The organism is Streptomyces sp. NPDC001339 (assembly GCF_042895955.1).
Lineage (GTDB): Bacteria > Actinomycetota > Actinomycetes > Streptomycetales > Streptomycetaceae > Streptomyces.
Window position 1 is genome coordinate 739,764 of the sequence record NZ_JBIAWT010000002.1, and the last position, 23,346, is coordinate 763,109.

Annotated in this window: 21 protein-coding genes and 1 pseudogene; 11 read left to right on the plus strand and 11 right to left on the minus strand. The window is 67.7% G+C overall.

Translation table 11 applies throughout. The features are described 5' to 3' along the window. The 3 genes from ACFY12_RS08340 to ACFY12_RS08350 all read right to left on the minus strand — a co-directional run bounded on the left by ACFY12_RS08340 (position 1) and on the right by ACFY12_RS08350 (position 3,520). Complete coding sequence (locus tag ACFY12_RS08340) at positions 1–1,572, minus strand: hypothetical protein (protein ID WP_390714934.1); 1,572 nt, start codon at positions 1,570–1,572, stop codon at positions 1–3. A 395-nt stretch (positions 1,573–1,967) separates the two neighbouring features. Continuing rightward, the gene (locus tag ACFY12_RS08345; RefSeq protein WP_390714935.1) at positions 1,968–2,336 is read right to left on the minus strand and encodes a pilin; all 369 of its coding nucleotides are present in this window, start codon (positions 2,334–2,336) and stop codon (positions 1,968–1,970) included. 353 nt (positions 2,337–2,689) lie between these two features. Then, entirely contained in the window at positions 2,690–3,520 is an 831-nt protein-coding gene (locus ACFY12_RS08350) for a hypothetical protein (RefSeq protein ID WP_390714936.1), read from the minus strand. Between the two features lie 411 nt (positions 3,521–3,931). Here ACFY12_RS08350 and ACFY12_RS08355 point away from each other — a divergent pair, with 411 nt between their 5' ends. Continuing rightward, entirely contained in the window at positions 3,932–4,504 is a 573-nt protein-coding gene (locus tag ACFY12_RS08355) for an EF-Tu/IF-2/RF-3 family GTPase (protein WP_390714937.1), read from the plus strand. Positions 4,505–4,531: 27 nt separating this feature from the next. Here the strand turns inward: ACFY12_RS08355 and ACFY12_RS08360 are convergent, their stop codons facing one another. The 3 genes from ACFY12_RS08360 to aac(6') all read right to left on the minus strand — a co-directional run bounded on the left by ACFY12_RS08360 (position 4,532) and on the right by aac(6') (position 6,148). Beyond that, complete coding sequence (locus ACFY12_RS08360; protein ID WP_390714938.1) at positions 4,532–5,209, minus strand: transposase family protein; 678 nt, start codon at positions 5,207–5,209, stop codon at positions 4,532–4,534. Positions 5,210–5,322: 113 nt separating this feature from the next. After that, a complete protein-coding gene (locus ACFY12_RS08365) occupies positions 5,323–5,586 on the minus strand; it encodes a transposase family protein (protein ID WP_390714939.1) in 264 nt (87 codons plus the stop codon). Positions 5,587–5,674: 88 nt separating this feature from the next. Beyond that, positions 5,675–6,148, minus strand: a complete 474-nt coding sequence (gene aac(6') / locus ACFY12_RS08370; RefSeq protein WP_390714940.1) for an aminoglycoside 6'-N-acetyltransferase — start codon at positions 6,146–6,148, stop codon at positions 5,675–5,677. A gap of 523 nt (positions 6,149–6,671) precedes the next feature. On the opposite strand from aac(6'), the gene ACFY12_RS08375 reads away from it, so the two are divergent. The 3 genes from ACFY12_RS08375 to ACFY12_RS08385 all read left to right on the plus strand — a co-directional run bounded on the left by ACFY12_RS08375 (position 6,672) and on the right by ACFY12_RS08385 (position 10,761). After that, positions 6,672–7,328, plus strand: a complete 657-nt coding sequence (locus ACFY12_RS08375) for a hypothetical protein (protein ID WP_390714941.1) — start codon at positions 6,672–6,674, stop codon at positions 7,326–7,328. 17 nt (positions 7,329–7,345) lie between these two features. Then, positions 7,346–8,257: a TRM11 family SAM-dependent methyltransferase gene (locus ACFY12_RS08380; RefSeq protein WP_390714942.1), complete on the plus strand. Its 912-nt coding sequence runs from the start codon at positions 7,346–7,348 to the stop codon at positions 8,255–8,257. Positions 8,258–8,727: 470 nt separating this feature from the next. Continuing rightward, on the plus strand, positions 8,728–10,761 hold the full coding sequence (locus ACFY12_RS08385; RefSeq protein ID WP_390714943.1) for a hypothetical protein: 2,034 nt from the start codon (positions 8,728–8,730) through the stop codon (positions 10,759–10,761). Between the two features lie 831 nt (positions 10,762–11,592). Here the strand turns inward: ACFY12_RS08385 and ACFY12_RS08390 are convergent. The 5 genes and pseudogenes from ACFY12_RS08390 to ACFY12_RS08410 all read right to left on the minus strand — a co-directional run. Continuing rightward, positions 11,593–13,044 carry a recombinase family protein gene (locus tag ACFY12_RS08390; RefSeq protein WP_390714944.1) on the minus strand — a complete coding sequence of 484 codons (1,452 nt, stop codon included), beginning with the start codon at positions 13,042–13,044 and terminating at the stop codon, positions 11,593–11,595. 693 nt (positions 13,045–13,737) lie between these two features. Beyond that, positions 13,738–14,745, minus strand: a complete 1,008-nt coding sequence (locus tag ACFY12_RS08395; RefSeq protein WP_390714945.1) for a hypothetical protein — start codon at positions 14,743–14,745, stop codon at positions 13,738–13,740. Position 14,746: 1 nt separating this feature from the next. Continuing rightward, positions 14,747–14,887, minus strand: coding sequence for a hypothetical protein (locus tag ACFY12_RS08400; RefSeq protein ID WP_390714946.1), 141 nt, complete (start codon positions 14,885–14,887; stop codon positions 14,747–14,749). A 31-nt stretch (positions 14,888–14,918) separates the two neighbouring features. After that, complete coding sequence (locus ACFY12_RS08405; RefSeq protein ID WP_390714947.1) at positions 14,919–15,296, minus strand: hypothetical protein; 378 nt, start codon at positions 15,294–15,296, stop codon at positions 14,919–14,921. Between the two features lie 441 nt (positions 15,297–15,737). After that, positions 15,738–16,142 (minus strand): annotated as a pseudogene (locus tag ACFY12_RS08410) (transposase); the annotation flags it as partial. On the opposite strand from ACFY12_RS08410, the gene ACFY12_RS08415 reads away from it, so the two are divergent. The 7 genes from ACFY12_RS08415 (at position 16,129) to ACFY12_RS08445 (ending at position 23,345) form a co-directional block, all read left to right on the plus strand. Next, the gene (locus tag ACFY12_RS08415; RefSeq protein ID WP_390714948.1) at positions 16,129–17,136 is read left to right on the plus strand and encodes an MFS transporter; all 1,008 of its coding nucleotides are present in this window, start codon (positions 16,129–16,131) and stop codon (positions 17,134–17,136) included. The pseudogene ACFY12_RS08410 and the gene ACFY12_RS08415 overlap by 14 nt on opposite strands. Positions 17,137–18,343: 1,207 nt before the next feature. After that, entirely contained in the window at positions 18,344–19,399 is a 1,056-nt protein-coding gene (locus tag ACFY12_RS08420; RefSeq protein ID WP_390714949.1) for a phage tail sheath family protein, read from the plus strand. Positions 19,400–19,408: 9 nt separating this feature from the next. Continuing rightward, positions 19,409–20,740, plus strand: a complete 1,332-nt coding sequence (locus ACFY12_RS08425; protein ID WP_390714950.1) for a phage tail sheath family protein — start codon at positions 19,409–19,411, stop codon at positions 20,738–20,740. 16 nt (positions 20,741–20,756) lie between these two features. Continuing rightward, positions 20,757–21,215, plus strand: a complete 459-nt coding sequence (locus tag ACFY12_RS08430) for a phage tail protein (RefSeq protein WP_390714951.1) — start codon at positions 20,757–20,759, stop codon at positions 21,213–21,215. A gap of 4 nt (positions 21,216–21,219) precedes the next feature. Further along, positions 21,220–21,588, plus strand: a complete 369-nt coding sequence (locus ACFY12_RS08435) for a hypothetical protein (protein WP_390714952.1) — start codon at positions 21,220–21,222, stop codon at positions 21,586–21,588. After that, a complete protein-coding gene (locus ACFY12_RS08440) occupies positions 21,585–21,746 on the plus strand; it encodes a DUF6760 family protein (protein ID WP_390714953.1) in 162 nt (53 codons plus the stop codon). The genes ACFY12_RS08435 and ACFY12_RS08440 overlap by 4 nt, the downstream gene beginning before the upstream one ends. Before the next feature lie 1,170 nt (positions 21,747–22,916). Next, positions 22,917–23,345 carry a phage tail protein gene (locus ACFY12_RS08445; protein ID WP_390714954.1) on the plus strand — a complete coding sequence of 143 codons (429 nt, stop codon included), beginning with the start codon at positions 22,917–22,919 and terminating at the stop codon, positions 23,343–23,345. Position 23,346 lies beyond the last annotated feature (1 nt).

Below are 23,346 nucleotides of genomic sequence, written 5' to 3' on the forward strand. Positions count from 1 at the left end.
TTACCTCCGGGGTGGTTCGAGGGGCAGCCGCAGCTGCAGGGGGCGCGGCGGCCGTGGGCGTACGCGTTCGCCAGGACTACGTCGAGGCAGCTGTCGTGCATGCGGTGCTGATGCGGGGAAGGACGGCGGTGGTGTGGCTGGCTCGGTGCGGGAGTGGGGCGCTGGGGCGGCGGCCCGTTCGGCTCGGAGCGGCAGCGACACCTGTGTGGGCAGGGGTGCTCGGGCCGGGATGCGCTCGGCCGAGGCGGGCCGGGCGAGTTGCTGGATCCGGCGGGCCTGGTGGGGGCGGAGTACGGAACGGGGACCTGTCGGTGTACGGGTGAGAGGGGCAGCGCGCGGGGCGGGACGCCGAGGAACCTGGACGCCGGACGCAGAACCTGCGGGAGTCCTTGAAGCCGCGTGGCCGACGGCCATTGCCGGGCGCGTCCCGCTGGACGTCCGGTCTGTCGGTGCTGACCGACCGCCGTCGGCGGATCCCCCGTGCGGACGCCCCGGGGAGGAAGCGCCGCGGGAACGCAATGCTCGCCGCCGATCCCCTCCAATGCGCCCCGACCCGGCGCCAGGCGGTCGTCCACCGCCGCCGCCCGGGCCTGGACGCCCGCCTCCGCCTGCCGGCCCTCCATGGCGTGGTCCGCCTGGGCCGAGTCCCGGTGTGTCGCCTCCGCCGGGGCGGCGCCGTAGCAGGCTCATGCCGGGCAGGTAGTGGTCCATGAGCCGGTACATCGCCAAGTGCCGGAGCACCCGCACCGCGGAAGGCGCATGTGGACTGTGGGCGGGAGTGCCGCGCAAGATGACGTGCATGGTCCAGCCGGGAATCTTGAACAGCACCCAGAACAAGCCGAGTCCGGCGAGCAGCGTGCCCAGCTGGTCGGACTTCGGGATGCCCAGCGTCGAGGCGCCCGGCGCGAAGAACAGCTTGATGGCGAGGACGAACGTGAGCGACTGGGCGACCTGAATGACCAGGCACCCGGCCAGGGCCCGCCACCACAGCCGGGCGATCGGATCGGTCAGCGGGTGGGCGTGGCAGGCCAGGGCGAGGGGGCCGCTGACGGCCACCAGTGCCAGCACCGCCACGCGCACCATGAAGCCGACCAGCACGGCCAGCACCAGCGCGACCATCATGATCGCCAACAGCAGCAGGTACAGCTTCAGCCCGGCCACACCGAAGATGGCGAACGGCAGGACCCGTTCGACCATGCCCTGCCCGGCGTCCGCCAGGTCGGTGGCCATGATCGCGTGGGCGAGCGCGTTGGACAGACTGATCGCCTTGCCCATCACCGTCAGCGAGGTAGTCGCCGCGACCATCCCCAACAGCAGCCGCGGCAGGATGTGCTTGAGGGCATAGCGGGTCTGGACCGTCTCGTGGCCCATGACGGTGATGCCGCCGGCGGTCACGAACAGCACGTAGATCCCGACGGTGATTTCCAGCATGGCTTTCCACAGCCGTTTGACGTCGGCGTGCTCGGTGACGTCGGGGGTCGCCAGCAGGGTGTCGGCCAGAAACTCGCGGAGCGGTTTCATGACCTGCTCGATCAGCGTGCCGAGGAACGAGGTGATCGCGTTCACGATCATCCCGGGGACGTCGAGTACGTCCCAGCCCGAGGAGGTGTCCTTGACACACTCCCGTCCCTCCGCCTCGCACGCCGGAGGGGTGGGACCCGGCTTCGGCTCGGGCGACGACGTCTGTGAGGACTGCGAAGGTGTCGGGGACGGACGGCCCGGTGCAGGTGTCGGCCCGGGCTTGGGGTCAGGTTTCGGCGAGGCGGAAGGTGGCTTCGGAGCGGCGGCTGTGGGACCGGGTGCAGGCTGAGGCTCGGGCCGCGGCGGCTCCGGAGCCGCGGGCGCCCGACCCGCTGTCGCCGTGTACACCATTCGTGGTGCGGCGCTCTGTGTAGACAGCGTTACTGGAATGAGCACGACCAGGAAGCACAGACCGGGCATGAAGCGTGCGAGGCACCTGGCGCGGGTCACCTCCCGTCACCGCCGCCGACGCCGACGATGTGCTGCAACACGGTGACGAGAGCAGGCGCCAGGACCGCCAGCCCGTACCCGATCGCCGCGGCTTTCAAGGCACGCTTGGCGGACTCGACTTCACCCGGGTCGCCCCCGGCCATCAGATAGCGCAGGCCACCGAAGGTCAGAAAGAGCGTGGCGAGGCCGGACAGGATGCCGACGACCCAGTTCCGCAGATTCTTGATCACGGTGGGGATGTCCGCGACCGCCCACACACGCGGCGAATTCACCAACACCACCAGGACGGCGCCCGCCGCGATGACGGCGAGCCTGACCATCCAACGGCTCAGCGGCCGGTGCGGCCGACGAGATCTTGCGAGCATGGCGAACGCACCTCCAGCAGACAACACGGCAAGGGGAAAGAAGCGGATCGATGAAGCGCGACGCGACCAGACGCGTCACGTAAGGCCGTGCGGTGTGGGGCGAACACGGAACCCCGCCCGGGGCCGTCCTCCTCGAAGGCGGTGGGAACAGGGTGCTCGGGTGTCAGCACGAGACGGTGCGTTCACCCCACACAGCAAGGACCTGGAACAGCCCCCGAAGGGCCTGCGTCGGGGACCGGCACCGCCGGGTGCATGGTGCTGGGGTGCATCCGGCGGTGCCGCTCACTGGTAATAGAGATGCACGGCCCGGAAAATGACATCAGCGGGTTGCAAGTCCCCCGAATGCACTGCGGTTACTGCTCGCGCATCTGGTGGTGCAGGTAGGTGGTCAGGTGCTGCTCGGCGGCCGTGCGGTGGCGATAGAGCTGACGTGCACTCATACCCCGCTCATCCGCGAGGCGCTGCATCGGCTCACCTTCCAGCCGCGTACGGGCGATCAGCTGCGCCTCCGCGATACCCACGGCACCGGCGCTGACCGCACGAGCCAACACCGCGTACTCGTCGCTCGCCTCAGCGCTCCCCACCCCCAGGGGCGCGGCCTGACACATGGTCCTCGCCCTCGGCTGGGCGAGGCGGCCCAGGTGAGCGGCTTCCTGACTCGTCTCTCGCGTGGCGCGGCGCCGAGCGGCGTACCTCAGCCGGTGCACCGCGCGGTCGGCCGCCGAGAAAAGCTCCCGGGCAACGTCCGCAGTGGCCACGTCCACGGTGGACAGCGCGGCAGCGATGGAGGCCAGGGCCTCCTGCTCGACCTCGGCACGCTCCAGGTGGGCGGGGCAGGCCAGGCGGGCCAGCATCCGGCGCAGAACCGGAACCGTCATTCCCACGGCCACGACGTCCCACGGATCGCCGAGGCGCTGGGCGCGGCGCACCACCTCACGCCAGGTCTGCTCACGCAGCCCCGGCGAAGTGGCGGCGTGGGCGAGGCGAGAGCGGATCTGGTCGATGGGCAGCACAGGCTGCTCCGGCTCCTCACAGACCAGATGGGCAGGCATCGTGAGCGGCTGGGCTGCCGTGGCGAGCGCGAGGAAGGACTCTTCCAGTGCTTGAAGAGGCGAGTGGTTGGCTGGACGTGTACAGGGGGTACGGCCGGAGGCGCGGTGGCGGGGGGTGGGGTGGGGGCGCATGTGCGGCTCCTTGCGGGGGAGTGGCGATCACTGTCGCCGCAAGCCCTCACACCACCCCGCGCCACCCACGGACCGGCCCCGGCCCAGCCCCGCGCACCGGCCGAACCACTGGCCCGCTCTGTGCGAAGGCTGGCCACTGGTCCATCTCTGCGACCAGCACTGTTCCCAGGGGAGAACCGCCAGAATCGAACACAAAGAAATTCTCGGACCATCCTCGCTTCACGGTCCGCGCCTTCCCTGGGGGTTCGGCAGTGGCTCGCAGGTGGCTCGTCGCTCGATCTTGTCCGATAGATCCCCGGATGGGCGCCTCCCTGGCCTGCGCTGGACGACCAGTGACCATTGCTAACCTCGGGTACTTGTTCGTCTTCAGTGGTGTGGCCGTGAGGGGGCGGTGGGGGACTGGTGAGTGCCGTGGAGCAGCCGTTCCTGATGGTCGTCGAGGATGTCTTCCCTGGGAACAAGGGCTGGGTGGTCCGGGAGGTCCTGGCGACGGGCCGGATCGAGCGCGGACGGGTTAGCACAGGCGATGAGGTGGAGCTCGTCGGCTTCGGAGGCGGCGCGCTTGCCCGCGTCGCCGGCATCGAATTGTTCAGGCAGGGCATCGATGAGGCGGAGGCGGGCATGAACGTGGCCCTGCGGCTGCCGGGTGCGCTAGCGGAAGAGCTGGAGCGGGGACAGGTGCTCGCGACGCCGGGCTCGATCGGCGCACGCGCTGCCTTCATTGCCGATATGGCAGTGCTGCCAGAGAAAGAGGGCGGGGCAGAAGTACTGGCCGGCCAGGAACTTGATTTCTACCTGCGCGCTGCTGCGGTGAGGGGCGTCGTGACGCTGCCCCATGGCCTGGACGCGCTGCGCCCGGTTCACATGGCAACAGTGACGGTCAGGCTCGAACGGCCCGTCGCGTTGGAGGACGGTCAGCACTTCCCTTTCCGGCACCGCGGTCGCGCTGCCGGTTCAGGGACCGTGACCCGGCTCTTGGACTGAGTGTCACGAGCCAACCCGTCACATGACCTATCGGACACGTCTGCTCTGCAGTGCTCGGGTGGTTCTGGCGCGCTTGGGAGACTCCCAGGAGCTCTTACGACGTGGTCGGCTATTGATGTTCGGGCGTGCTGGTCTGAGGTTCCGGCTGGTGGGTGAGTCAGCGGGCTGCAGGTTGACGGGCACGAGTTCGGTGCTGGGTCTGGGGTGGGTGGCCCGCTGGGCGGCCCGGTCGGAGACCAGGCCCGCGACAGCCCGGTGTGTGGCGGGGGAGAGCTCGCGTCGTCCGAGGAAGCGTTGCAGCGGGCGCCACTGCTTGTGCTCGGCGTTGGCGTGCTCGACGCAGATCCGGCGTGAGAACTGGTGGCGTCGCTGCTCGCGCCAGGTGTGTTGCTCGCCCAGCAGGGCATCGTCTTTCGGCTTCTTCGGCGGGCCGCTGACCTGGTCGGGGAATGCGTTGGCTAGCCCCCGGTAGCCCTCGGCCTTCACCTTCGGGTGGAGACGGAGTTGTTCGGCGATGCCCTCGGTGCGGACGGCTTTCTGGTCGTGCATGCGGCCTGGCCGCGCGGCCCCAGACCACAGGGTGCGGCCCTGAGAGTTGCTGATCGTGGTGGTCTGGTAGGTGTTCTGCTTCTTCTTGCCCGGCACGAAGGCGCAGCGGCCGGGGCGGTGGGCCTGGGGCTCGGTGGCATCGATCCGCAGGGTCACGCCTTCGGCCGCCGCGTAGGCGAAGACGTCGGCCAGGGTGTGCAGCCGCAGGCCGGGCCGGTCGGGGACGGCGAAACCACGGCTGACTAGCAGGGGCCGGATCTCGCGATGGCCTAGGTGACGGTGGAGCGGCCCACCGAGTACAGCTCTGCGAGCGCGGCATACGGGAGCTGGGTGCGCAGGTGGACCAGTGTGACCAGCACCCGGTCGGTGAAGTCCAGCTCGTGCTTGCGTCCGGCTCCGGCCGCGCGGCGGCGGTCCCCGCCGCGCCCCTCGCGCAGCGCGGATTCCCGACGGGCCTGCCACCCAGGGGCCAGCTCCTCGATCAAACCGCCGAGATGTGCATGAGAGATGCCGGTGAAGGCAGGATGGGACAAGGCCGCACGGGCCCACTTCGTCTTCACACCCGAAGAACCCGTGCGGCCCCCCATCACGTCACGCCCGATGCCCCGGCAACCCGACCGGTCAGGCCAGCTCCTCGGCGAGCAGGTCCATAAGCAGCCCGTCCTGCCAGGCACCCGACCGGTGGTCGCGCCCGTACGCGCGCATGATCCCCACGGCCTTGAATCCGACCTTGCGGTAGCTGCGGATCGCGGCGGTGTTGGCTGCGGCGGGATCGATGGTCAGCCGGTGATGACCGCGTTCGTGCACCAGCCACCGGGCCAGCGTGCGCACGGCATCGGTGCCAAGTCCCTTCCCGTGATGCCCTGCCGACAGGAAGATGTCGATGCCGGCATGGCGGAACTCGGGGTCGGTCTCTTCCTCGAACTGGACCGCCCCGATGACCTCGCCCTCGAAGACGACGGCGAGCATTCCCTCGAAGTCGTCCGGGGGCGACCACCACGCCGCAACTTCCGGCTCCCGCACGATTCTGTCGAGAACCGCCCCATCGCCGCCTGCCACCAGTCGCAGCACAACCTTGTCCCCGCGCAGCTCCATGCCCAGCATTATCCCTGGAGGGCGCAGGCACCCCCAGAAAGAGGACGCGCGCTATAGCCGACTACGTCGTTAGGCGCGGGTATGAGTGCCTTCGTCCACATCGCACTCATTCAGCCGTCACTGGAGGGAGCGCCGACTGAACTCAAGAACGGCGGCTCCCTCGCGCCACTGCGACTCTTCGCCCTGAACCCGGAGCCGGCGTTGGCCCGGCCCTGATAACCGGTACCGCTTCACGGTCTCACCCCTTTGGGCTCGAACACAGAGATTTTTCGAGCCGGTGCCTGCCCCTCTCACGATCCACTCCCGCGATGGCTCGGCAGTGGCTCGCCACTGGCCCGTTACTGCGATGACCTGGGGAAAGCGCTCCGCTGACCCGTCCGTGCACCCAGTGGGAGACGCCAGCACCTGACGGGCAATCGATTCGAACGCCTTCAGTAACGATGGCAAAGACGCACGGTCGCATCCCTATTACTTCACGTCAGCACCAGACGGTCCGGACCCCCTTCCCGGGCGCCATCCACAGATGACCCGCTCCCAGGACGCCGTTCGCCACCGCACCTCTCCCCGCCGCCCGCTCCCGACCACCCTCTGGCTCCCCGACCCCGACCAGCCTGACGCCGTACCCGCACCTGGCACTGTGCTGCCCGACTGGGCGATCGAGAAGATCCGCACCGAGTTCACCCAACGCCCCGGAAAAGTCCCCGCACCGCTGCTCAAGCTCTCCATCCGGGACACCACGCCGGGCATGGACGCCCGCACCCCCGTGGTCACCTACACCGACGGCGCGCCCAGCAGGCTCACGATGCTGCTCGCCGAACTCCACCCCGACGCTCTCCCCACGCCCACCGACCGTCTCACCAGCGGGGCCGCCAGTGACATGCCCGCGGCCATGGAGGAGGGCTGGTCCGGCTTCTTCCACCGCGCGCACCGTCTCCTGCCCGGGGACGGACTGCTGTTGCTGGCCACCCGCCAGCGCCGGGACGACGACGCAGGGCTTACCGACCCGCTCGGCTCCCTCATCGCCTGCGCCCGCACCGCCGGCTTCCGCTACCTCCAGCACATCATCGTCGCCCACACCCACCCCGCCGCCGACCAGCTCATCCCCGCACCTCCCACCGACGCCGACCCCGGTGTCACCCACAGCGACCTGATCGTCCTCTCCGCCATCCACCACGCCTGAGCATGCAAGGAGTCTCCGTGGCCTGCTCCAACTCGGTGTGGAACACCGCCCCTACCTCCGCCCCCGCCCAGCGCAAAGGCCGCTATGTGCCCGGCTCGGCCGCCCACCCGGCCAAAATGCACCCCGGCATCGCCGCCCACGCCATCACTACCTATACCCAGCCCGGCGACCTCGTCCTGGACCCGATGTGCGGCATCGGCACCACCCTCGTCGAAGCCCTCCATCTCGGTCGCAACGCCCTCGGCATCGAGTACGAACCGAAGTGGGCCACCATCGCCTCCCGCAACGTCAGCTTCGCCAGAGGCGCCGGAGGCACCGGAGGCACCGGCACCGGAGCCGTCCACTGCGGGGACGCGCGACGGCTCACCGACCTCATGCCCACCACGCTCCACGGTGAGGTGGACTTGGTCATCACCTCACCTCCCTACGGACCCAGCGTCCACGGACAAGTCCGCTCCACCCGCGAGACCGGCGAACCCGGCGTCGTCAAGAAGGACTTCCACTACAGTCACGACCCCACAAACCTCGCCCACGTCCCCGCGGCCTATCTCCTGGAGGCCTTCACCAAGATCCTCGCCCAGTGCCGCACCATGCTGCGCCCCGGCGGGACGGCCGTCGTTACGACCCGCCCTTGGCGCGAACGCGGCGAACTCGTCGATCTGCCCTCCGCCGCCCTCGCCGCCGGGCGAGCCGCCGGCCTCACACCCGCCGAACGCTGCGTCGCCCTCCTCGCCGGGATCCGCAACAGCCAGGTCATCTCCCGCCCGTCGTTCTTCCAGATGAAGAACGTCCGCGACGCCCGCCGCCAGGGCATCCCCCTCTCCATCGTCCAGCACGAAGACGTACTCGTCTTCACCAGACCCCTGACCCCCGCGGTTTCGCCAAAACTGAAGGGGGCCCAGCGGGAACTCGAGCGTCCGATGCCCTGATGTCAGGGGCGCCTGTGGGTTCGTGGTGAATTCGCGGAGCTGCCTCCGCCTGCAGTGAGGGGGAGCTCCACGCTCGTCGGAGCGGCAGTCTGACCCGACAGCGAACCATCGACGGCCCACCGCATTCGGTGGGCCGTCGATGGTTCTGCGCTGGATCAGTGATGCGTCTTAGCGTAAGCGACGGCACTTGACGCAGTCTCGATGAAGATTTTTGTATAGGTCTACACCAATGAACTGTGATAGAGGCATATCTCCATTTTGCCGGAATTGGTACTTGCGTACCACGCATACCTCACCCCCGGACTACACCGACGCGACCTTCTCCTGATGCGCCCGCCCACCACCACATCCGACGATCTCGGTGGCAAGCAAGCCGGGCCGCACCGACCGCGCCTCGGCGAACCGAAGGACGGAGTCGCAACATGCCGGCGCGCAAGAGACACAAGGCCAGCTGGGGACGGAGACACACCGTGGTGATAGCCACCGCGGCCGCTGTGATGTCCCCACTCACGGGCGAGGCCCTCGCCGCAGGGGGCGGCGGCAAACCCGCACGCGGCGCCGGCGCCGTCGCCTGCGCCGCGAACACCAGCGCCCCCACCTGCGTCTACCGCGTCGACAGCCGCCCACCGTCGAAGGTCTTCGCGGAAGGCTTCGAGGTGCCCGGCGAGGGCACCAACAGCAACCTGCTCGACCACATCAACGGCCGCAGCACCCTGCAGGCGAACGGCCCCCTCAAGGGCACCACCAACTTCGTCTCCACCTCGACCGGCACGGAGTACGTCACCAACTACGCGGGCCGCCTGAAGCTCGACCTGAAGGCCACCGGCGGAGAGGGCTGGATCTACGTCGTCCAGCCCGACCGCAGCTTCTACAACGTCCGCACCAGCCTGGAGCGCGCGGCGAGGAGCGGGGACGCGGAGGTCGCGAACGCCGCCAAGCAGACCCTGAAGTACTACGGCTACCAGGCCGAATGGGCAGCGCACGGCTCGATCCGCCCGGAACTGGTGCAGCACGCTGTGCCGGTGAAGATGGTCAACGGCCTGCCGGAGCCGGACTGGAGCCGCCTGGAGACCAACGGCGGCTACCGCCCGGGCGACGCCAAGGCGGCCAACCCGGCCCCGTACGACATCGCGAGGGCCTCCGAGCTGTGCGCGACGGGCAGCGGCACGGGGAGGGCCCGGCGTTCCGCAGAGGTCTGCGACATCGGGGCGAAGGACACCGCCGAGATTGCGCGCAAGCACCGCGAGCGCCTGACGACGCACGGCGACGACGTCGAATACGTCACCACACTGGACGAGTTCGAGAAGAACCCCAATTCCCTGCTGTCGCCCCTGCGCGAGACCAACGCGGTCCTCAACGACGCCGCGGCCGGTGAACTCGGCGCGAAGGACTTCGAGGCGTTCTCCACCCGCGTCACCGAGGCCTTCGGCCGCGACCTGCGGGCGGTGCACGGGCTCAGCACGGACACGGGCCTCCTCGCGAAGGTGGCCCGCCAGGCCGGCCGCACCGCCGAGCTGGGCGCGAAGGCACTCCCTTACGTGGGGATCGCCGCGACCGGTTACGCCATCGCCGAGGACGCCAAGGCCGGTGACTACGGGAACCTCGCCTTCGACACGGTCGCCGAGGGCCTCCAGGTCGCCATGGCTGCGCAGCCGGAGCTCGCCCCTGTCCTCGAACCCGCCCTGCTCGTCGAGCAATTGGCACAGATCGTCTACAACGAGATCGCCGGGTGGTTCAAGCAGCAGGAGCAGCTGGACCACGACCGGAAGCAGTGGGACAGCGCTGCCAAGGACCTGGTGCAACACCGCAACACGCAGTGGCGGAACCATCTGGAGGGCCAGGCCCTGCAGCAGCTGTTCCCGCAGCTGAACAAGAAGTTCGACGGTGTCCTCACCTCGGACGTGAAGACCCTCAAGAAGTGGGCCCAGTCCAAGAAGGAAGCCGTCGCGCAGATCGCCGCCCGGTCCAAGGCCCGCGCCTCCTCACCGGAGGAGAAGCTGCGCATCGAGAAGCACGAGATCGCGCTGAAGAAGAAGATCAACGCCAAGGTGTGGGAGCAGCAGGACGCCCGGGCCGCGGTGTACGAGCAGCAGATCGCCAAGACCGCCACCGGCGCATTCGCCGCGACGGTCAAGCCCGGCAAGGACGGGAAGGCCGCCTTCGACGCCTTCACCGACGCGTTCGTCGAGCACAGCGTGAAGCCGTACCTGGACAAGCTGATCGACAAGATCAGCGAGGACGAGTTCCGCGCGAGCGGCGCCCGGGTCTGGGGCCAGGCGGAACTCACCCGGCGTCAGGCGCGCTGGGAGAAGATGACCGAGGACAAGCTCACCGAGGTACGGACGGCCCTGTCCCGCGAGGGCCGTACCGCCCTGTCGGAGCAGGAGGTCAGGAAGCTGCAGCAGGAGAACTTCCCGGCGAAGGAGGCGTTCCGCAACCCGGAGCGCGACCGGGAGCGACTCATGGATGAACTGGCACGGGACAGCCGGAACCGGCGTACCTGACGGCACCGGGAAGGGAAGGGGTGGATCCGCCCCTCTCTCTCCCACAGATCACGCCGCGGCCGCGACGGCCGGGCCGGCTACTGCACCCGGACCATGGCGTTCTCGGCCCGGACGGGGCGTCCTCATCGAGGACGCCCCGTCCGCCTGCTTAGGGCGCAGCCGCGCCCCAGTGCCGCGTCCATCGGCGGCTCGGACCGCGGGAAGGCGAAGTCGAAGGCGCCCGGCGTGCCCAAGCCGCAATCCGCACCGACGGCACGGATGTGAAGGCCCGGCCACACCTGTAGCGCCCAGCAAGTGCTGTACCGGCCCGCTACCGGGTAGCGCTTCGCAGAGATCGGTGGCGTAGCGTCCCCCCACACACCGACCCCCACATCTCGTGCCACAGAGTCTGCACAGTGCGCGGTTGACGTGCCGAGTTCCACCGACCCACTTCGCTGCAACAAGCGACGTTCCTCGACAGCGGCTCGGGATCCACGAACAATCCATCGACATCGGCGCCCCCCCGCAGCTGCTCCTTGTCACCTGCTTGAGAAGGGTATTTCAATGGCAAGTCTCGGTCGCAGGTCCAGCGCACTTGATGGCCTTTGAGGTATTGCTTAGCCAGAGCCGAATCCGTAGTCTGATTTAGGGGAGTTCGATTTCGCCGGTGGCCCACGGCTGGTTGGTGAATGGTGACACTCGGACTCGGACACACTCTTGGCACGCGCTGCTGGGTTTTCAGGCAGCGGTCATCGGCGCCCGTTCTTGGCCTTCGGCCGGGAGCGGGCGTTTGTCGTGTCTGGCCTCCTTTTGTTCGGGGGGTGGATGGGGTGAGGCGCCGGTCGGTGGCTGTCAGCCGATGAAGATCCTTTCTGCGGTGGGGGTGCTGGCGGTGAGGGTCTTTCTTTTCGGGTCGTAGGTCAGTGTGATCTTTGATGTCCGGAGGCGGGTGACGATGTCGGCTGGCGAGGTGCTGGCTGCACCGGGGGCTGCCAGGCCGAGTCTGATCGCGAGGGCGGGCAGGTGGGGCAGGATGCGGTCTTCGCGCACGTAGGCGTTGCGGGGCCGGTCGCTGCTGGTGGCGGTGGTGTAGCCGTGGCGGCAGCGGTAGGCAGGGCGTTGGTGGGACCAGCAGGAGTCCATCTGGCGCTGGCAGAGAGCGCAGCGTAGTAGGCCGACGAGAAGATATGCGCGGCCGGAGGCGGTTTCCCGCGGGGCGCGGATGTTCTGGACGGCGACGAAGTCCGCCTCGCTGACCAGTGCCCGGTGGGCCGGGGCGGTGGAGACGCTCCAGTTCTCGGGAGTATTCCAGCGCCTGACGTCACGGCTGCCGAGGGTGGTGTTGGCCGGGTCGAGGAGGACGTGGTCGGTCCGTTGGCGGTTCCAGACCTGGCGGCCCGTGTAGCGGGGGTTGGCAAGAATCGCACGCACGACAGTGGCGTTCCATGCTGTCTTGTTGCGGTGGGGGTTGCGTGCCGGGTCGGCCGCCGAGGGGCAGGGAATGTCCGCGTGGTTCAAGGCGCGGGCGATGCGAGCCATGCTGTGCCCGGCGAGGCGTTGGGTGAAGATCCAGGTGACGACAGGGCCGGTGGTGGGGTCAGGGACGAGGCGGTGAGCGCGTACGCCGCGTCGAGCCAGGCCCCGGTTGGGGTGAGGGCCGGCATCCGTGAGCCGGTAGCCGTAGGGTGGGCGGCCTCCGAGGAAGCGGCCTTGGTCGCGGGCTTGGACGGTCATCGAGGTGAGGGCGCGCATGCGGGCGCGGGCGACCTCGCGCTTGGCCAGGATGCCGAGCAGCACCATGAGTTCCTCGTGGCCGGCGGTCTGCGGATCGGCGGCGCCGCCCAGTTCGGGAATCCATACGGGGATTTTGTAGTGGTCGAAGAGTGGTGCAAGGACGGTGAACTGGTTGCCGTGGAAGGCGCGTTCGCTGGAGCCGATGACGATGGCGTCGAAGCCGCGGTCGGGGTCGGCGAGCGCAGCTAGGAGGGCGGCTGCTTCGGGGCGGCGCGGCCAGGGGGTGCTGCGGCTGCGGCCGATGTCGAAGTACTCGGTGGTGATGTGGCCGTAGCCAGAGGTGAGGGCTTGGGCACGCAGGAGCTGCCAGCCGCGGGAGGTAGCGGGGTCCTGGTGGTCCTCGGTGGAGACACGGCCGTAGAAGGCGAACCGCAGCCCCGGCGATGCAGATGCCTCAGTAGTAGTTACGTGGGTGTGTTCCTGAACCCATTGGTCCAGCCCCGGGAGCTGGTTGGATGCGCACGACACCGAGTTACCGGGCAGTGGAAGACAGCAGTCCTTCGACGCCATGGCACCTCCAGCAGCTGGTGGTTGGCGACATGACTTCACTGTGATGGACGGATGGCAAGATCGGGAGTCGTGTTCCCTCGTATGAGGGAAGGGGCCTTGACAGGCCGCGAGGCTGCTCGTTATGCGCGGCGCGGGCAGTGAGGACCGGGTGTGGCATGGGTTGCTTGTCATGTGTGGGCCGAGGGAACCTCTTCCGGAAGGGGCTCCCTCGGCGACGCGGTGCGGTCTGCTGTGCCGCCTCGGCAAGACGCACCGGCCTCGCGCAGACGGATGATCTTGCTCGGGCCGGTTGTGAGAACTGGACTCCTCCGGATTGCCGGAGAATGCCCCTTCAAGGGTTGGCCTGGGCCTCACGGACGGCTACATGTCGATGAGCGGCGGGTAGAGGTTGCGATCCACGGCCCCTGGGGGACGACTGCCACTCTCCGGCGGCGTCAGTTCTCGTCTGTAGCCGGTGAAGTCGTGATCCATGGTCACCTCGGAGGACGAGCGCCCCAGCCTCCCCCAGCGCCGCTCGCATGCGCCGCTGGTCGCGATCCATAGCCGTCCCGCGACCCCGCCGCTGTCATGGACTGCCCGGCCATCGAAATTCCACGGCTCGGCTGACCTCAGCTCACGTACCCGCATCGACACGTAACGGAATTGCACCCCTGGAACCGTCGCAGTGTGGGTGAGGATCTCGCCGAGTGCACCTCACGCGGGCGGTTCGATGCCTCGTTGCGGATGATAGGGACCGGTCCACTCGCGCAGGTCGCCGGCGATTTCGACAGCGTGGCCAGTGTTGATTGCTGTCTGCAGTTCTTGTTGTGGGATGGATGCCATGTGGTTCTGGAGTGTGCGGTAGGTCTCCGGGGTCGGTACTCCGCTGCGGAGTTGTTTGACGGCGTCTTGGGCGGCCTGCCGGTCCTTCTGGTTGAGTTGGGAGCGGATGACGACGACGGCCACGGAGTGTTCGTTGTCGATCATGCGCATTCTGTGGGCGACTTCCGGGTAGTCCAGCTTCTCTCGTAGTGCCTCGATGGCTTCTCCGGTGGCTCCGTTGGGATCTGTGGAGGAGCTTCCGGCCTGGAGTCGGTAGCGGTGCCGGTAGTAGGAGCGCAGTGCGTCGAGATTGTCTGGATGTTTCAGCCTCTGGCCGAAGCGGCGGGATGCTGCGGCGATGCCGCAACGGTTGTAGACCACGCGTGGCTGGAGGCCGTCTGATGGTTCGAAGATGGTCATGACGCTGTCCTCGGCCCGGTGGCGGCCTTCGCGGTTGATGCGTCCGGCGGCCTGCTGTTCAGACTCCGGAAGCGACCTGGCACGGAATCCACGCGGGAAGTCGAGGTCGACGCCGGCTTCGATCAACGACGTCGACACCAGCAGAGTGTCCAGGCCTGTCTCAAGGCGTTGCTTTGCCGCCTGGATGGTCTTTCTGCGGTGGCCGCCGGTCATGCGGGTCGACAGGTGCAGAGTGCCCGGATTTTCCTCGCGGTCGCCGAGCCACACTTTGTGCACGTGGCTGGCGTCCTTCGTTCCGTTGACCACCACCAGAGCGTCGTCGTGCGTTGCGGCCTCTGTGGCGATGCTCCCGAGGGTCACCTCTGGACCGGTGCGCCACTCGTCCCGGACCCGGCGCAGCTGATGGAAGAGCGGCGCTGGATTGGCGACGATGTTCCGCTGCGGCAGGCCGGTTTGCCAGGGAACTGCTGCCCGTCCCAACTCACCTGGCCGCCCCTTCCCGGCCCTGCACGGTGTTGGCGTCGACTGCGAAGCCGAGGGCGAAGAACCAGCCGAGGGCCGGCAGCACCCAGAACCAGGCGGAAAGCACTCCGAAGGCCAGCAGCGGCACCAGTTCGGACACGACAGCCAGCAGAACGGCTGGCACTCGGAATTCACGGTGCCGTTGCGCCGGAACGCCCCTCACGCTGAACACGACCCCGAACAACACCTCTACGATGGCGGGGACGACCCACCCCCAGCCGATCCAGCCCATCAACGACGCCAGCCCGAGCAACAGCCCCCCGGACCGTGTGAACCCAGGCAGACCAGGCCAGCACTCTCTTGCTGGCCTTCCAGTGCGGCTCCTCCCGCCTCGCCGGCACCGTAGCCTCGTACTCCAGTAGCGCCGACCCGGCCTGGACCAACTGCGCGAACAGCGCCTCGTAGCGCGGATCCTCGTCAGGAAGCCCCGCTAACTCCCGGAGCACCGAGCTGATGCCAGCCTGAAGGCCGGCGACCTCACCGGCTATCTCCTCATCGATCTCGCCCACATACACCCCCTGTGACGACGCGTCCACCGAAGGCTGCCCACGTGCAGCCCGCGTCAGCCGTGAAACTGGTCGACCGTACCGGCCGCTGACCATGGTCTGCCGGACGATCAGCGGCACTGGCTGGATCCGCACGCCTCACGGGCGCCAGGAGGCCGGCCAGCAGCGGCTGAAGCCGGCCCCCATGCGCCCGCGCCCCGGAAGACTGTGCCGGGCAGTCGACGGCCGGAGCCCAGTAGCAGGTGGAAGAGGAGCCCGGCAGTGAGGGCAGAGCTCCTGGAGTGTGGTCAGGGGCTTGCCGAAGGTCCAGGGCAGGCAGGAGTTGGCGCGGAAGGAGCCGTGCTCGACGGGCCGGTGGTGGAGGGCGGGCAAGAGGTCCCAGCGCAGCTCGGATGGCTTCGCGCGCCGGGGTTGGGGACGTTCGGCGAGTAGGGCATGGAGCTGCACCCGCTTGGCCGGATCGTAGCCGGTCGTGGTGGCGGGAACCCCGGCGGCGGCGTGGACACTCTGGGTGTCCAGGACCACCAGGGTCGGGTCCTCTAATCGGCGGGCGCGTTCACGGACCTGGCAGCGCAGGAGTTCATGGATGACCTGGTCGGTTCCGTCGTCCTGCCGGGCGGCGAAGTAGCAGTACGTCGCGCTCTTCTGCGGCAGGTCGTGCGGGAGGTAGGCCCACTGGCAGCCGGTCCGCCCCTGGTAGAGGATCGCGTTCACGATCTCCCGCATGTCGTAGGCGCCCTGATGACCGCTGACCGAGTGGTGCCGGTCCTTCCACGCGGTGATCACCGGCTCGATCAACGACCACTGCTCGTCCGATAAGTCGCTGGGATACGGCTTGCGTTCACTCACCCCGCCAACCCCAGCAGACCCCGCACCACGAACCCGCGGATTCCGCCCTACCCACACCATCAGGCGACCACAGAACAACTCAAAGACTCACGAACCGCCCACTAAGAACCACCAGAGCAAGGCCGTCGGCTGGTTCTGGTTCTGCTATAGCGCTGGCTATCCCATCCTGGGCTCGTTCGTCTTCGCGCTGTTCAAGCTGGTGATCGGCTTCTACGTCACACTGTGGATCTCCCTGGCCCTGATCACCGCCGGATCCCTCGTTGTCCTGCTCCTGCTCCGGGAGAGGACCAGCTTTTCGGGCCTGGCTCCCGGACGTGATCCGCGTACCGAACTCACCGGCACTTTCAGGATCCTGGTCCAGAAACCGAAGCGCGGCATTAGCCTGGTCATCCGGCTCATCAACACCACACCGTCGTTCGGTATGTGGGTTTTCATGCCCTGCTTCGTCAGGGACCTTGGCTTCGGCGACGCCGAGTGGAACACCCTGCTCGTGATCATGATGGTCACCAACCTCGGCGCCCTCCTCGTCTTCGGCGTCCTCGGCGACAACTGGAGTGGACGGAAGACGTGCGCCCTGTTCGGCGGCGGACTCGGTGCGATCGGATTCCTGCTGTGCTACTACCTGCCGGCGACGGCCGGCTACAACTTCCCCGAGACCGCCGTTGCGGTCGCTGTCTACGGAGCCGGCCTGGCCGGCTATGTCCCACTGCCCGCCATGATGGTCGCCCAGGCCCCCGACCGCAGGGGACAGGTGATGGGCGTCTACACGCTCGGAGCCGGACCCAGCGTCGCCGTCGGGCCACTGATCGGCACCCTCTCCTACAGCTCGTTCGGATTCCAGGGCCTGATGTGGATCTACGCGGGGCTGCTCCTGCTCAACGCGCTGCTGTGCATGTGCGTGACCTCACCCGGGGACGGCCTGCCCCGCCCCGGCACCGGCAAGGCCAAGCCGCGTCACGACACGCAGGAGCCGTCCCACACACCATCCGCCTGACGCGATCCCGCTGTGCCGGCACCTGGCCCGCGGCGATCGGCTTGGCCGCTTCGGGCCGGGTCCTCCCCGCCCCCTGCGACGCAGCGGTACGGACTCCGCCAGGCTGAGCAGGCACTCACCGCCGGCGCCCGTGACCTCACCGCGGTCCAGAACGTCGGATGTCCCCAGAGGTGAAGGGGCGCCGCGGCTGCACCCTTGTGACACCCGGCGCCGCCAGTCCCGCCTCGGGCACCGCGGCCTGATCGCCTGCGAGACGGCGCTCAGCACGCCATCAACTACCCTGACATAAGCCGCATAAGACACCCCCAGGTTTCGAGGCCGGGCCCAATGATAGTCGGGACGACCGCCGCCATCTCCGCGGCCTGTGCTCGGCACCCGCATGAATGTGGCCAGCTTGCTCGGGATCGACTTCCCCGGCGCTGGCGCAATCGTGCCCTGGGCGAACGCGGCGCCTCAGCTTTGGCGCAACACGACTCGCTACGGGCGAGTTTGGCATAGGCAGCCGTCACTGCTGGGAGCAGAGAAGATTATTGCGTAATCAATAATTAGAACATATTAACGGGGGTCGAAAAATGATTCCGCCAGCTCGTACTGTGCCTAAATTCAGGTGGCCCAGTTGACGCCTATTCCTAGGTGAAACATGCTGCTTCGTGCAGTGTGGTGCGGCGACGGTAAATTAGTAGGCAGGCCTCAATGAGGGTTCTTGTGACATGCAATGTGGATGCTTCAGGGAAACTCAAGATTGCGAAGTAATTTTCGGGGAGCATTCTTGTGTCCGCCCTATGGGGACTGAGTTGTGCAGCGAAGCAGGGTGTGAACACCAGCCGTTGAGGTCGCATCTGCTCTGTGTCTCTTCTAGCTGCCGCTCTGCCTCCGCCACTGGATTGGTCAGTGAGGGACGACTCTGCTCAGTTCGGGGCTCTGCATTTTCTGTCTGCGGCAACTGGGCAGCGAAGTCGTCTTGGTGCTGCGGCTCTACGACTACTTCTGTGGCCGAGGAGCGCCGCGTCGCTCGGCCGCAGGGCCTGTCCCTCACACCTGCCCTGCCACTCTATGGCTCTCCGAGGCCATCGATCACGTCACCGGGGCGTGGTGGGGGCAGGGGAGCGGACCACGGGTTCACCGGCACGTGATGTCGGCACCTGCACAAGGCGTGGCCCTGTCGGCGTTGTCCACGCCCGCACCCCCACCGCGACGGGAGATAGAAATGAGCCAAGCAGGGTTAGCCGGCGAGTGGGATGTGCCAGGGATCCGGATCCGGGAGTGGACGGCCAGCACCTACTCGGTGACGCCGGTGCCAACGGCAGTGCCGGCGTTCGTGTGCCTGCACGAGCACAAGACAACGCCACACGGCATCACAGGAGTTGCTGGCTTGGGCGGATACGCCTCGGTGGTCCGGCACGTGCTGGCCGGTTACTTCGCCAACGGTGGCGGCCCGTGTTGGCTGGTGCCCGTACCGGAGCACTCGCCGGAGGCGTACGCACAGTCGCTTCCCCTGCTCAAGGACGGGAACGCGGGTGTCACCATTATCGCCGCTCCGGATCTGCAGGAGGGGGCGGGCCGGGCGGAGGCGCAGAAGTGGTTGGCCGCGCACTGCACCGGCCAGGAATGGATCGCGTTGCTAGATTATCCGGTGGACGACACCGTGCTCGGGTCGCACTGTCAGTATGCAGCGGTCTATGCACCGAGCATCGTGATGCCGAGCCTGGACGGCCCCGAGCAACCGCCGGTGACTGTGCCGCCCTGCGGGCATGTTGCTGGCGTGATGGCCCGTACAGACGGTGGACGCGGGGTACATGTGGCACCGGCGAATGTACCCGTGAACGCGGTGCAGGCACTGGAGCCGGACGTTGCCTCCGACGCCGCGCAGCGCCGGCTCGGCCCACACGTCAACTGCCTGCGGTGGTTCCCGGACAGGCAGACGCTGGTATGGGGCGCGCGGACGCTTTCCACCGACCGCTACTTCCGCCACCTCAACGTTCGCAGGTTGGTCAGTCACCTGAAGATCGTGCTGAGGGAGAGCACCGGCTGGGTGATCGACCGGCCCAACGATGATGCAACCCGGGACGGGCTGGGGGCGCAGGTGCGGCGATTCCTGACCGAACAATGGCTGGCCGGAGCGCTCGCCGGCGATACCGCAGACGACGCATTCCGGGTCAACTGCACGAGCACGGGAACCAAGATCAGCTGCGCTGTGAAGGTTGCGCCGCTGACACCCGCCGAGTTCGTCACGTTCTCGTTCACCCAGTCGGCGCGAGTCTGAGGAGTTTCCATGGCCAGTAGGCCCATGCCGAACATGGTGGTGCCCGGGTCGTACATCTGGGAAACCGTCCCGCACTTGTACGAAGTCACCGCAGTACCCACGGCAGTCACCGCGTTCGTGGGCAAGAGCAACGAAGCGGAGGCCGGTAAGGCGATCGCCTGGTGGTCGGACAGCTTTACGGACTTCCACCGCTGGCTGGCTACCCGGGTACCAGCGGCCGTGGCGCACGCCGTCGCCACCAAGCTTGAGCAGGGCGGCCATGCCGACGTTGCCCAGAACATTCAGCAGCACTTCGCTGACACCGACAACCCTCCTCCCCTGTCCGAGGACGCCATTGAGGAGCTGCGCGCGAACATCGGCGTGGACCAGCTGAAGACCAGCACGACCTTGTTCCACTCGGTGTACGCGTTCTTCGCCAATGGCGGAGGCCGGTGCCTCACCGTCCTGACAGGCCAGAGTGACACCAGTTACGAAGGCGCGATCGATGCGCTCACCGAGCACGCTGACGTGACGATCGTGGCCGCGCCGGACGATGGTCATGACCCGGTGGTCGCGTCCAAACTTGCCGATCACTGCGCCCAGATGGGCAACCGGATGGTGATCCTGCAGCTGCCTTCCGACGTCACGGCAAAGACGGCTACGGCGCCGAACGTGACGTCTGCCGAGTACGCCGCCGTGTACTTCCCGTGGATCAACATGCCGACACCTGGCGGGGTGCCGGACCCTGGCACCGGGCGGGTGCCAACCGTGCCCGTACCGCCGTGCGGGCATGTGGCGGGTGCCTGGTCGACATCGGACCGTAGCAACGGAGTCTTCTACGCGCCGGCGAATATGCCGTTGGTCGCTGTGGATTCGTTTACGGCCTCGCTGAGTGAAGCACAGCAGCACGACCTGATGCTCAGGACCGAGAGCAAGGTGAACTGCTTGCGCAGCTTCCCAGGCTTGGGGCCGATGGTGTGGGGTGCGCGCACGCTCGATAAGGACCTCAACCGGAGGTACGTGAACGTGCGTCGGTTGATGAGCTTTCTGGAGGCGTCCATCAAGGCCAGTACCCGGTGGGCGGTGTTCCAGCCGATTGATCAGCATTTGTGGGGGGCGTTGCGGGGGCAGGTCGGCAGTTTTCTGCACGACCAGTGGTTGTCCGGTGCGCTGCGCGGTGATGTTGCGTCGGATGCGTACAGGGTGCTCTGCGATGCGTCCAACAATCCCGCCGACTCGATTGCGGCGGGCAAGGTCGTGGTGGACATCGCGGTGGCTCCGGTTCGGCCGGCCGAGTTCATCCTCTTCCGGATCACCCAGACCGCGGGACCGGTCACGCTGCTCGCGCACCCGAACGCGTAGCGAAAACAGGAGGTACATGGCAATGAACGTGAAGTCTCCCCAGGGGCTGCTGCTCGACCATTTCGCGGTGCACCTGAACAAGGTGCGGGTGGCCACCGTGCAGGAGGTCAGCGGGCTTGCGTTGCGGCAACAGGTGGTAACCATCCGACAGCTCAACATGCGCGGTCAGATCGTCGAGTACAACCAGCCGGCCGGCAAGGAGCTCAGTGGCGAGATCATGCTGTCCCGCGTGATGGACGTGAGCAAGGACCTGCTCATGTGGCTCGAGGATGCCATGGACTTCAAGGATGTCCGGCAGACCGTGACGATCACGATGCTTACGCCGCAGCGCAAGGAGGCGCACAAGTTCCACCTGGCGAACGCACTCCCGGTGCAGTGGAGCATGTCGCCGTTGAGCGCGACCAGCGCCGGGACGCCGGCTGTCGAGTCAATCACTATTCGGTACGACCAGATGGTCGTGGACCGGAGTAAGTGACCAAATGCAGACGGAAGTTGATTTCGAACTACCCCGCGGGTACCTGACCGAGGACGGCACTTTGCACCGCAAGGGCCGGATGCGTCTGGCCACTGCACGAGACGAGCTGCGCTCCTTGCGGGACTTGCGAGTCCGGGACGACCCTGCGTACCTCGGGATCGTGCTGCTCAGCCTGGTGGTGACCAGTCTGGGCGACCTTCAGGACCTTGAAGCAGAGGACATCGAGCGGCTGTTCGCTGCGGATCTGGCCCATCTGCAGCACCTCTACCACGAGCTGAATGGCACGGCCGCACCGGTCTGCGTGACCACCTGCGGCTCATGCGGCGCACGGGTGGAAGTGCCGGTGGGCGGTGGTCGCCTGGGGGAATCATGACCCACCCGGTGGACCGACTGTACGAGGAGCTGACCTACCTGGGGTACTACCTGCACTGGTCACCCGACGCTCTCCTCGACCTCGACCACCGGGAGCGCCTGCGGTACGTGCACGAAGTGGCCCGGTTGAACACCCGCATCAACGACGGGGGCGGTTGATGGTCGGCCTTGCGCAAGGGGTTGCGGTACTGACCCGCCTGCCGGTCAGCACCGGACGCCCGCTGGCGGTGCAGGTGCTGCGGACCGACCGGGTCCACTGGCCGACACCGGTCGGCGTCACCCTCGGAGTCGGGCGGGCGGAGGCGCTGCCTGTGGTGGCCCGGAACTTCGTCGTGAGGTCCGGCTCCGTGGACCCGGGGGCGGCGGTGTCGGCGTCGCACGTGCGAGCGGTGGCCGAGCCGGCCTTCGGGAACATGCCCTGGGTGGTGCCTGGTCATTCCGAGGACGTCGCTATGCCGGGTGAGTTGGGTGCCGGTCTGGCTCCGAGCACGCCGGACCTGGTGGAGACGGTGAGAGGAGAGCTGTCGGGTGCGAGGGGGCAGGCTGGGCGAGCGGTCGAATCGGACCGGTCGTCGGCCGCGAGGACGATGGAAGTGGGCCGCGGCCGGGGGGCGGTGCGGGACGGCGCTCCCCCTTCAGCGCCCCCGACGGCCTCGGTGCACCAGGGTTGGTATGTGCCAGGATATCTGGGTGTCACGTCGGCTCCGGCTGCGTCGGACGTGGCGGAGCCGTCAAGTTGCCTGGGAAGGACACGGCGAGCGATTGACCGAGTCTTCCGGTCCACCGCCCACGAGCTCCCGGGTGCTGACCGCGATGCGCACTGCGGGCATGCGTACTTGTGGTCGGGCATGGCAGCGCCAGAGGCTCATGTGGGCCGGGGCGGAGGGCCGGCGGCTCGAACAGCTGGACCGGAACGCGAGATGGGCATGCCGGTGGCCGTTCCGTTGCGTCGGGGGCGAAGCGCACCGGGCGTTTCGGGGAGTGAGCCAGCTTCGGTTCCGCCGTACTTGGGGCACGGGGGCCGGTGGCGTGAGTTACCGGTGGCGTCGGTTGGGCCGCCGGGGAAGGTGGCCGGACCGGAATGCCAGCCGGGCACTCCGGTGACCGGTCCGGTGTTGTCCGACGGGTCTCCCGTCCCCTCGCGCGTTGCCTCCTCGGTCGTCGCCATGTCGACGCCGTCCGCTGAGGAGGTCGCCCGAGAGGTGGCGCCGATGCTCGGCGAGTTGGTTCGGCGGGAAGTGGCCGTGCAGCGACGGGTGAGGCTCCGCCCGTTGGACGGACGTGTTTTCGGCCGACTGAGACAGCTTTGAGCCCGAGGAGGTGGATCCCTTGGCGGACGAGGAAGTTCTGCTCACTCCCCGGTTCCGCGTGACGGTCGGCCGTCAGAATCTGGGCACTTTCTCCAGTTGCGACGGCCTGGGCTGTGAGATCGAAATCGAGGAGTACCGGGAGGGCGGGATGAACGACCGGGTGTGGTGGCTGCCAACCCGGTTGAGATACCCGAACATCGTGCTCACCCGGCCCGTTACTAGGGATACGGCCAAGGTGTGGCGATGGCTGCGTCCGCAGGTGGAGAAGGTGATCCGGGCAGGTGCGGAGATCGAGGCGTTGCACCCGGACGGAGAGCCGCTGATCCGCTGGAGGCTGGCCGATGTGATGCCGGTTCGCTGGTACGGCCCGTCCTTCACGGTGGACGACGTGCGCGTCACGGTAGAGCGGCTGGAGCTTTGCCACCACGGCATCATCGACGTCCGATGAC

Coding starts and splice junctions, on each gene's coding strand:
- ACFY12_RS08375 (WP_390714941.1), top strand. CDS start 6,672: ATGACCCGCTCCCAGGACGCCGTTCGCCACCGCACCTCTCCCCGCCGC.
- ACFY12_RS08390 (WP_390714944.1), bottom strand. CDS start 13,044: ATGGCGTCGAAGGACTGCTGTCTTCCACTGCCCGGTAACTCGGTGTCG.
- ACFY12_RS08340 (WP_390714934.1), bottom strand. CDS start 1,572: ATGATCGTGAACGCGATCACCTCGTTCCTCGGCACGCTGATCGAGCAG.
- ACFY12_RS08425 (WP_390714950.1), top strand. CDS start 19,409: ATGGCCAGTAGGCCCATGCCGAACATGGTGGTGCCCGGGTCGTACATC.
- ACFY12_RS08440 (WP_390714953.1), top strand. CDS start 21,585: ATGACCCACCCGGTGGACCGACTGTACGAGGAGCTGACCTACCTGGGG.
- ACFY12_RS08430 (WP_390714951.1), top strand. CDS start 20,757: ATGGCAATGAACGTGAAGTCTCCCCAGGGGCTGCTGCTCGACCATTTC.
- ACFY12_RS08435 (WP_390714952.1), top strand. CDS start 21,220: ATGCAGACGGAAGTTGATTTCGAACTACCCCGCGGGTACCTGACCGAG.
- ACFY12_RS08420 (WP_390714949.1), top strand. CDS start 18,344: ATGAGCCAAGCAGGGTTAGCCGGCGAGTGGGATGTGCCAGGGATCCGG.
- ACFY12_RS08345 (WP_390714935.1), bottom strand. CDS start 2,336: ATGCTCGCAAGATCTCGTCGGCCGCACCGGCCGCTGAGCCGTTGGATG.
- ACFY12_RS08350 (WP_390714936.1), bottom strand. CDS start 3,520: ATGCGCCCCCACCCCACCCCCCGCCACCGCGCCTCCGGCCGTACCCCC.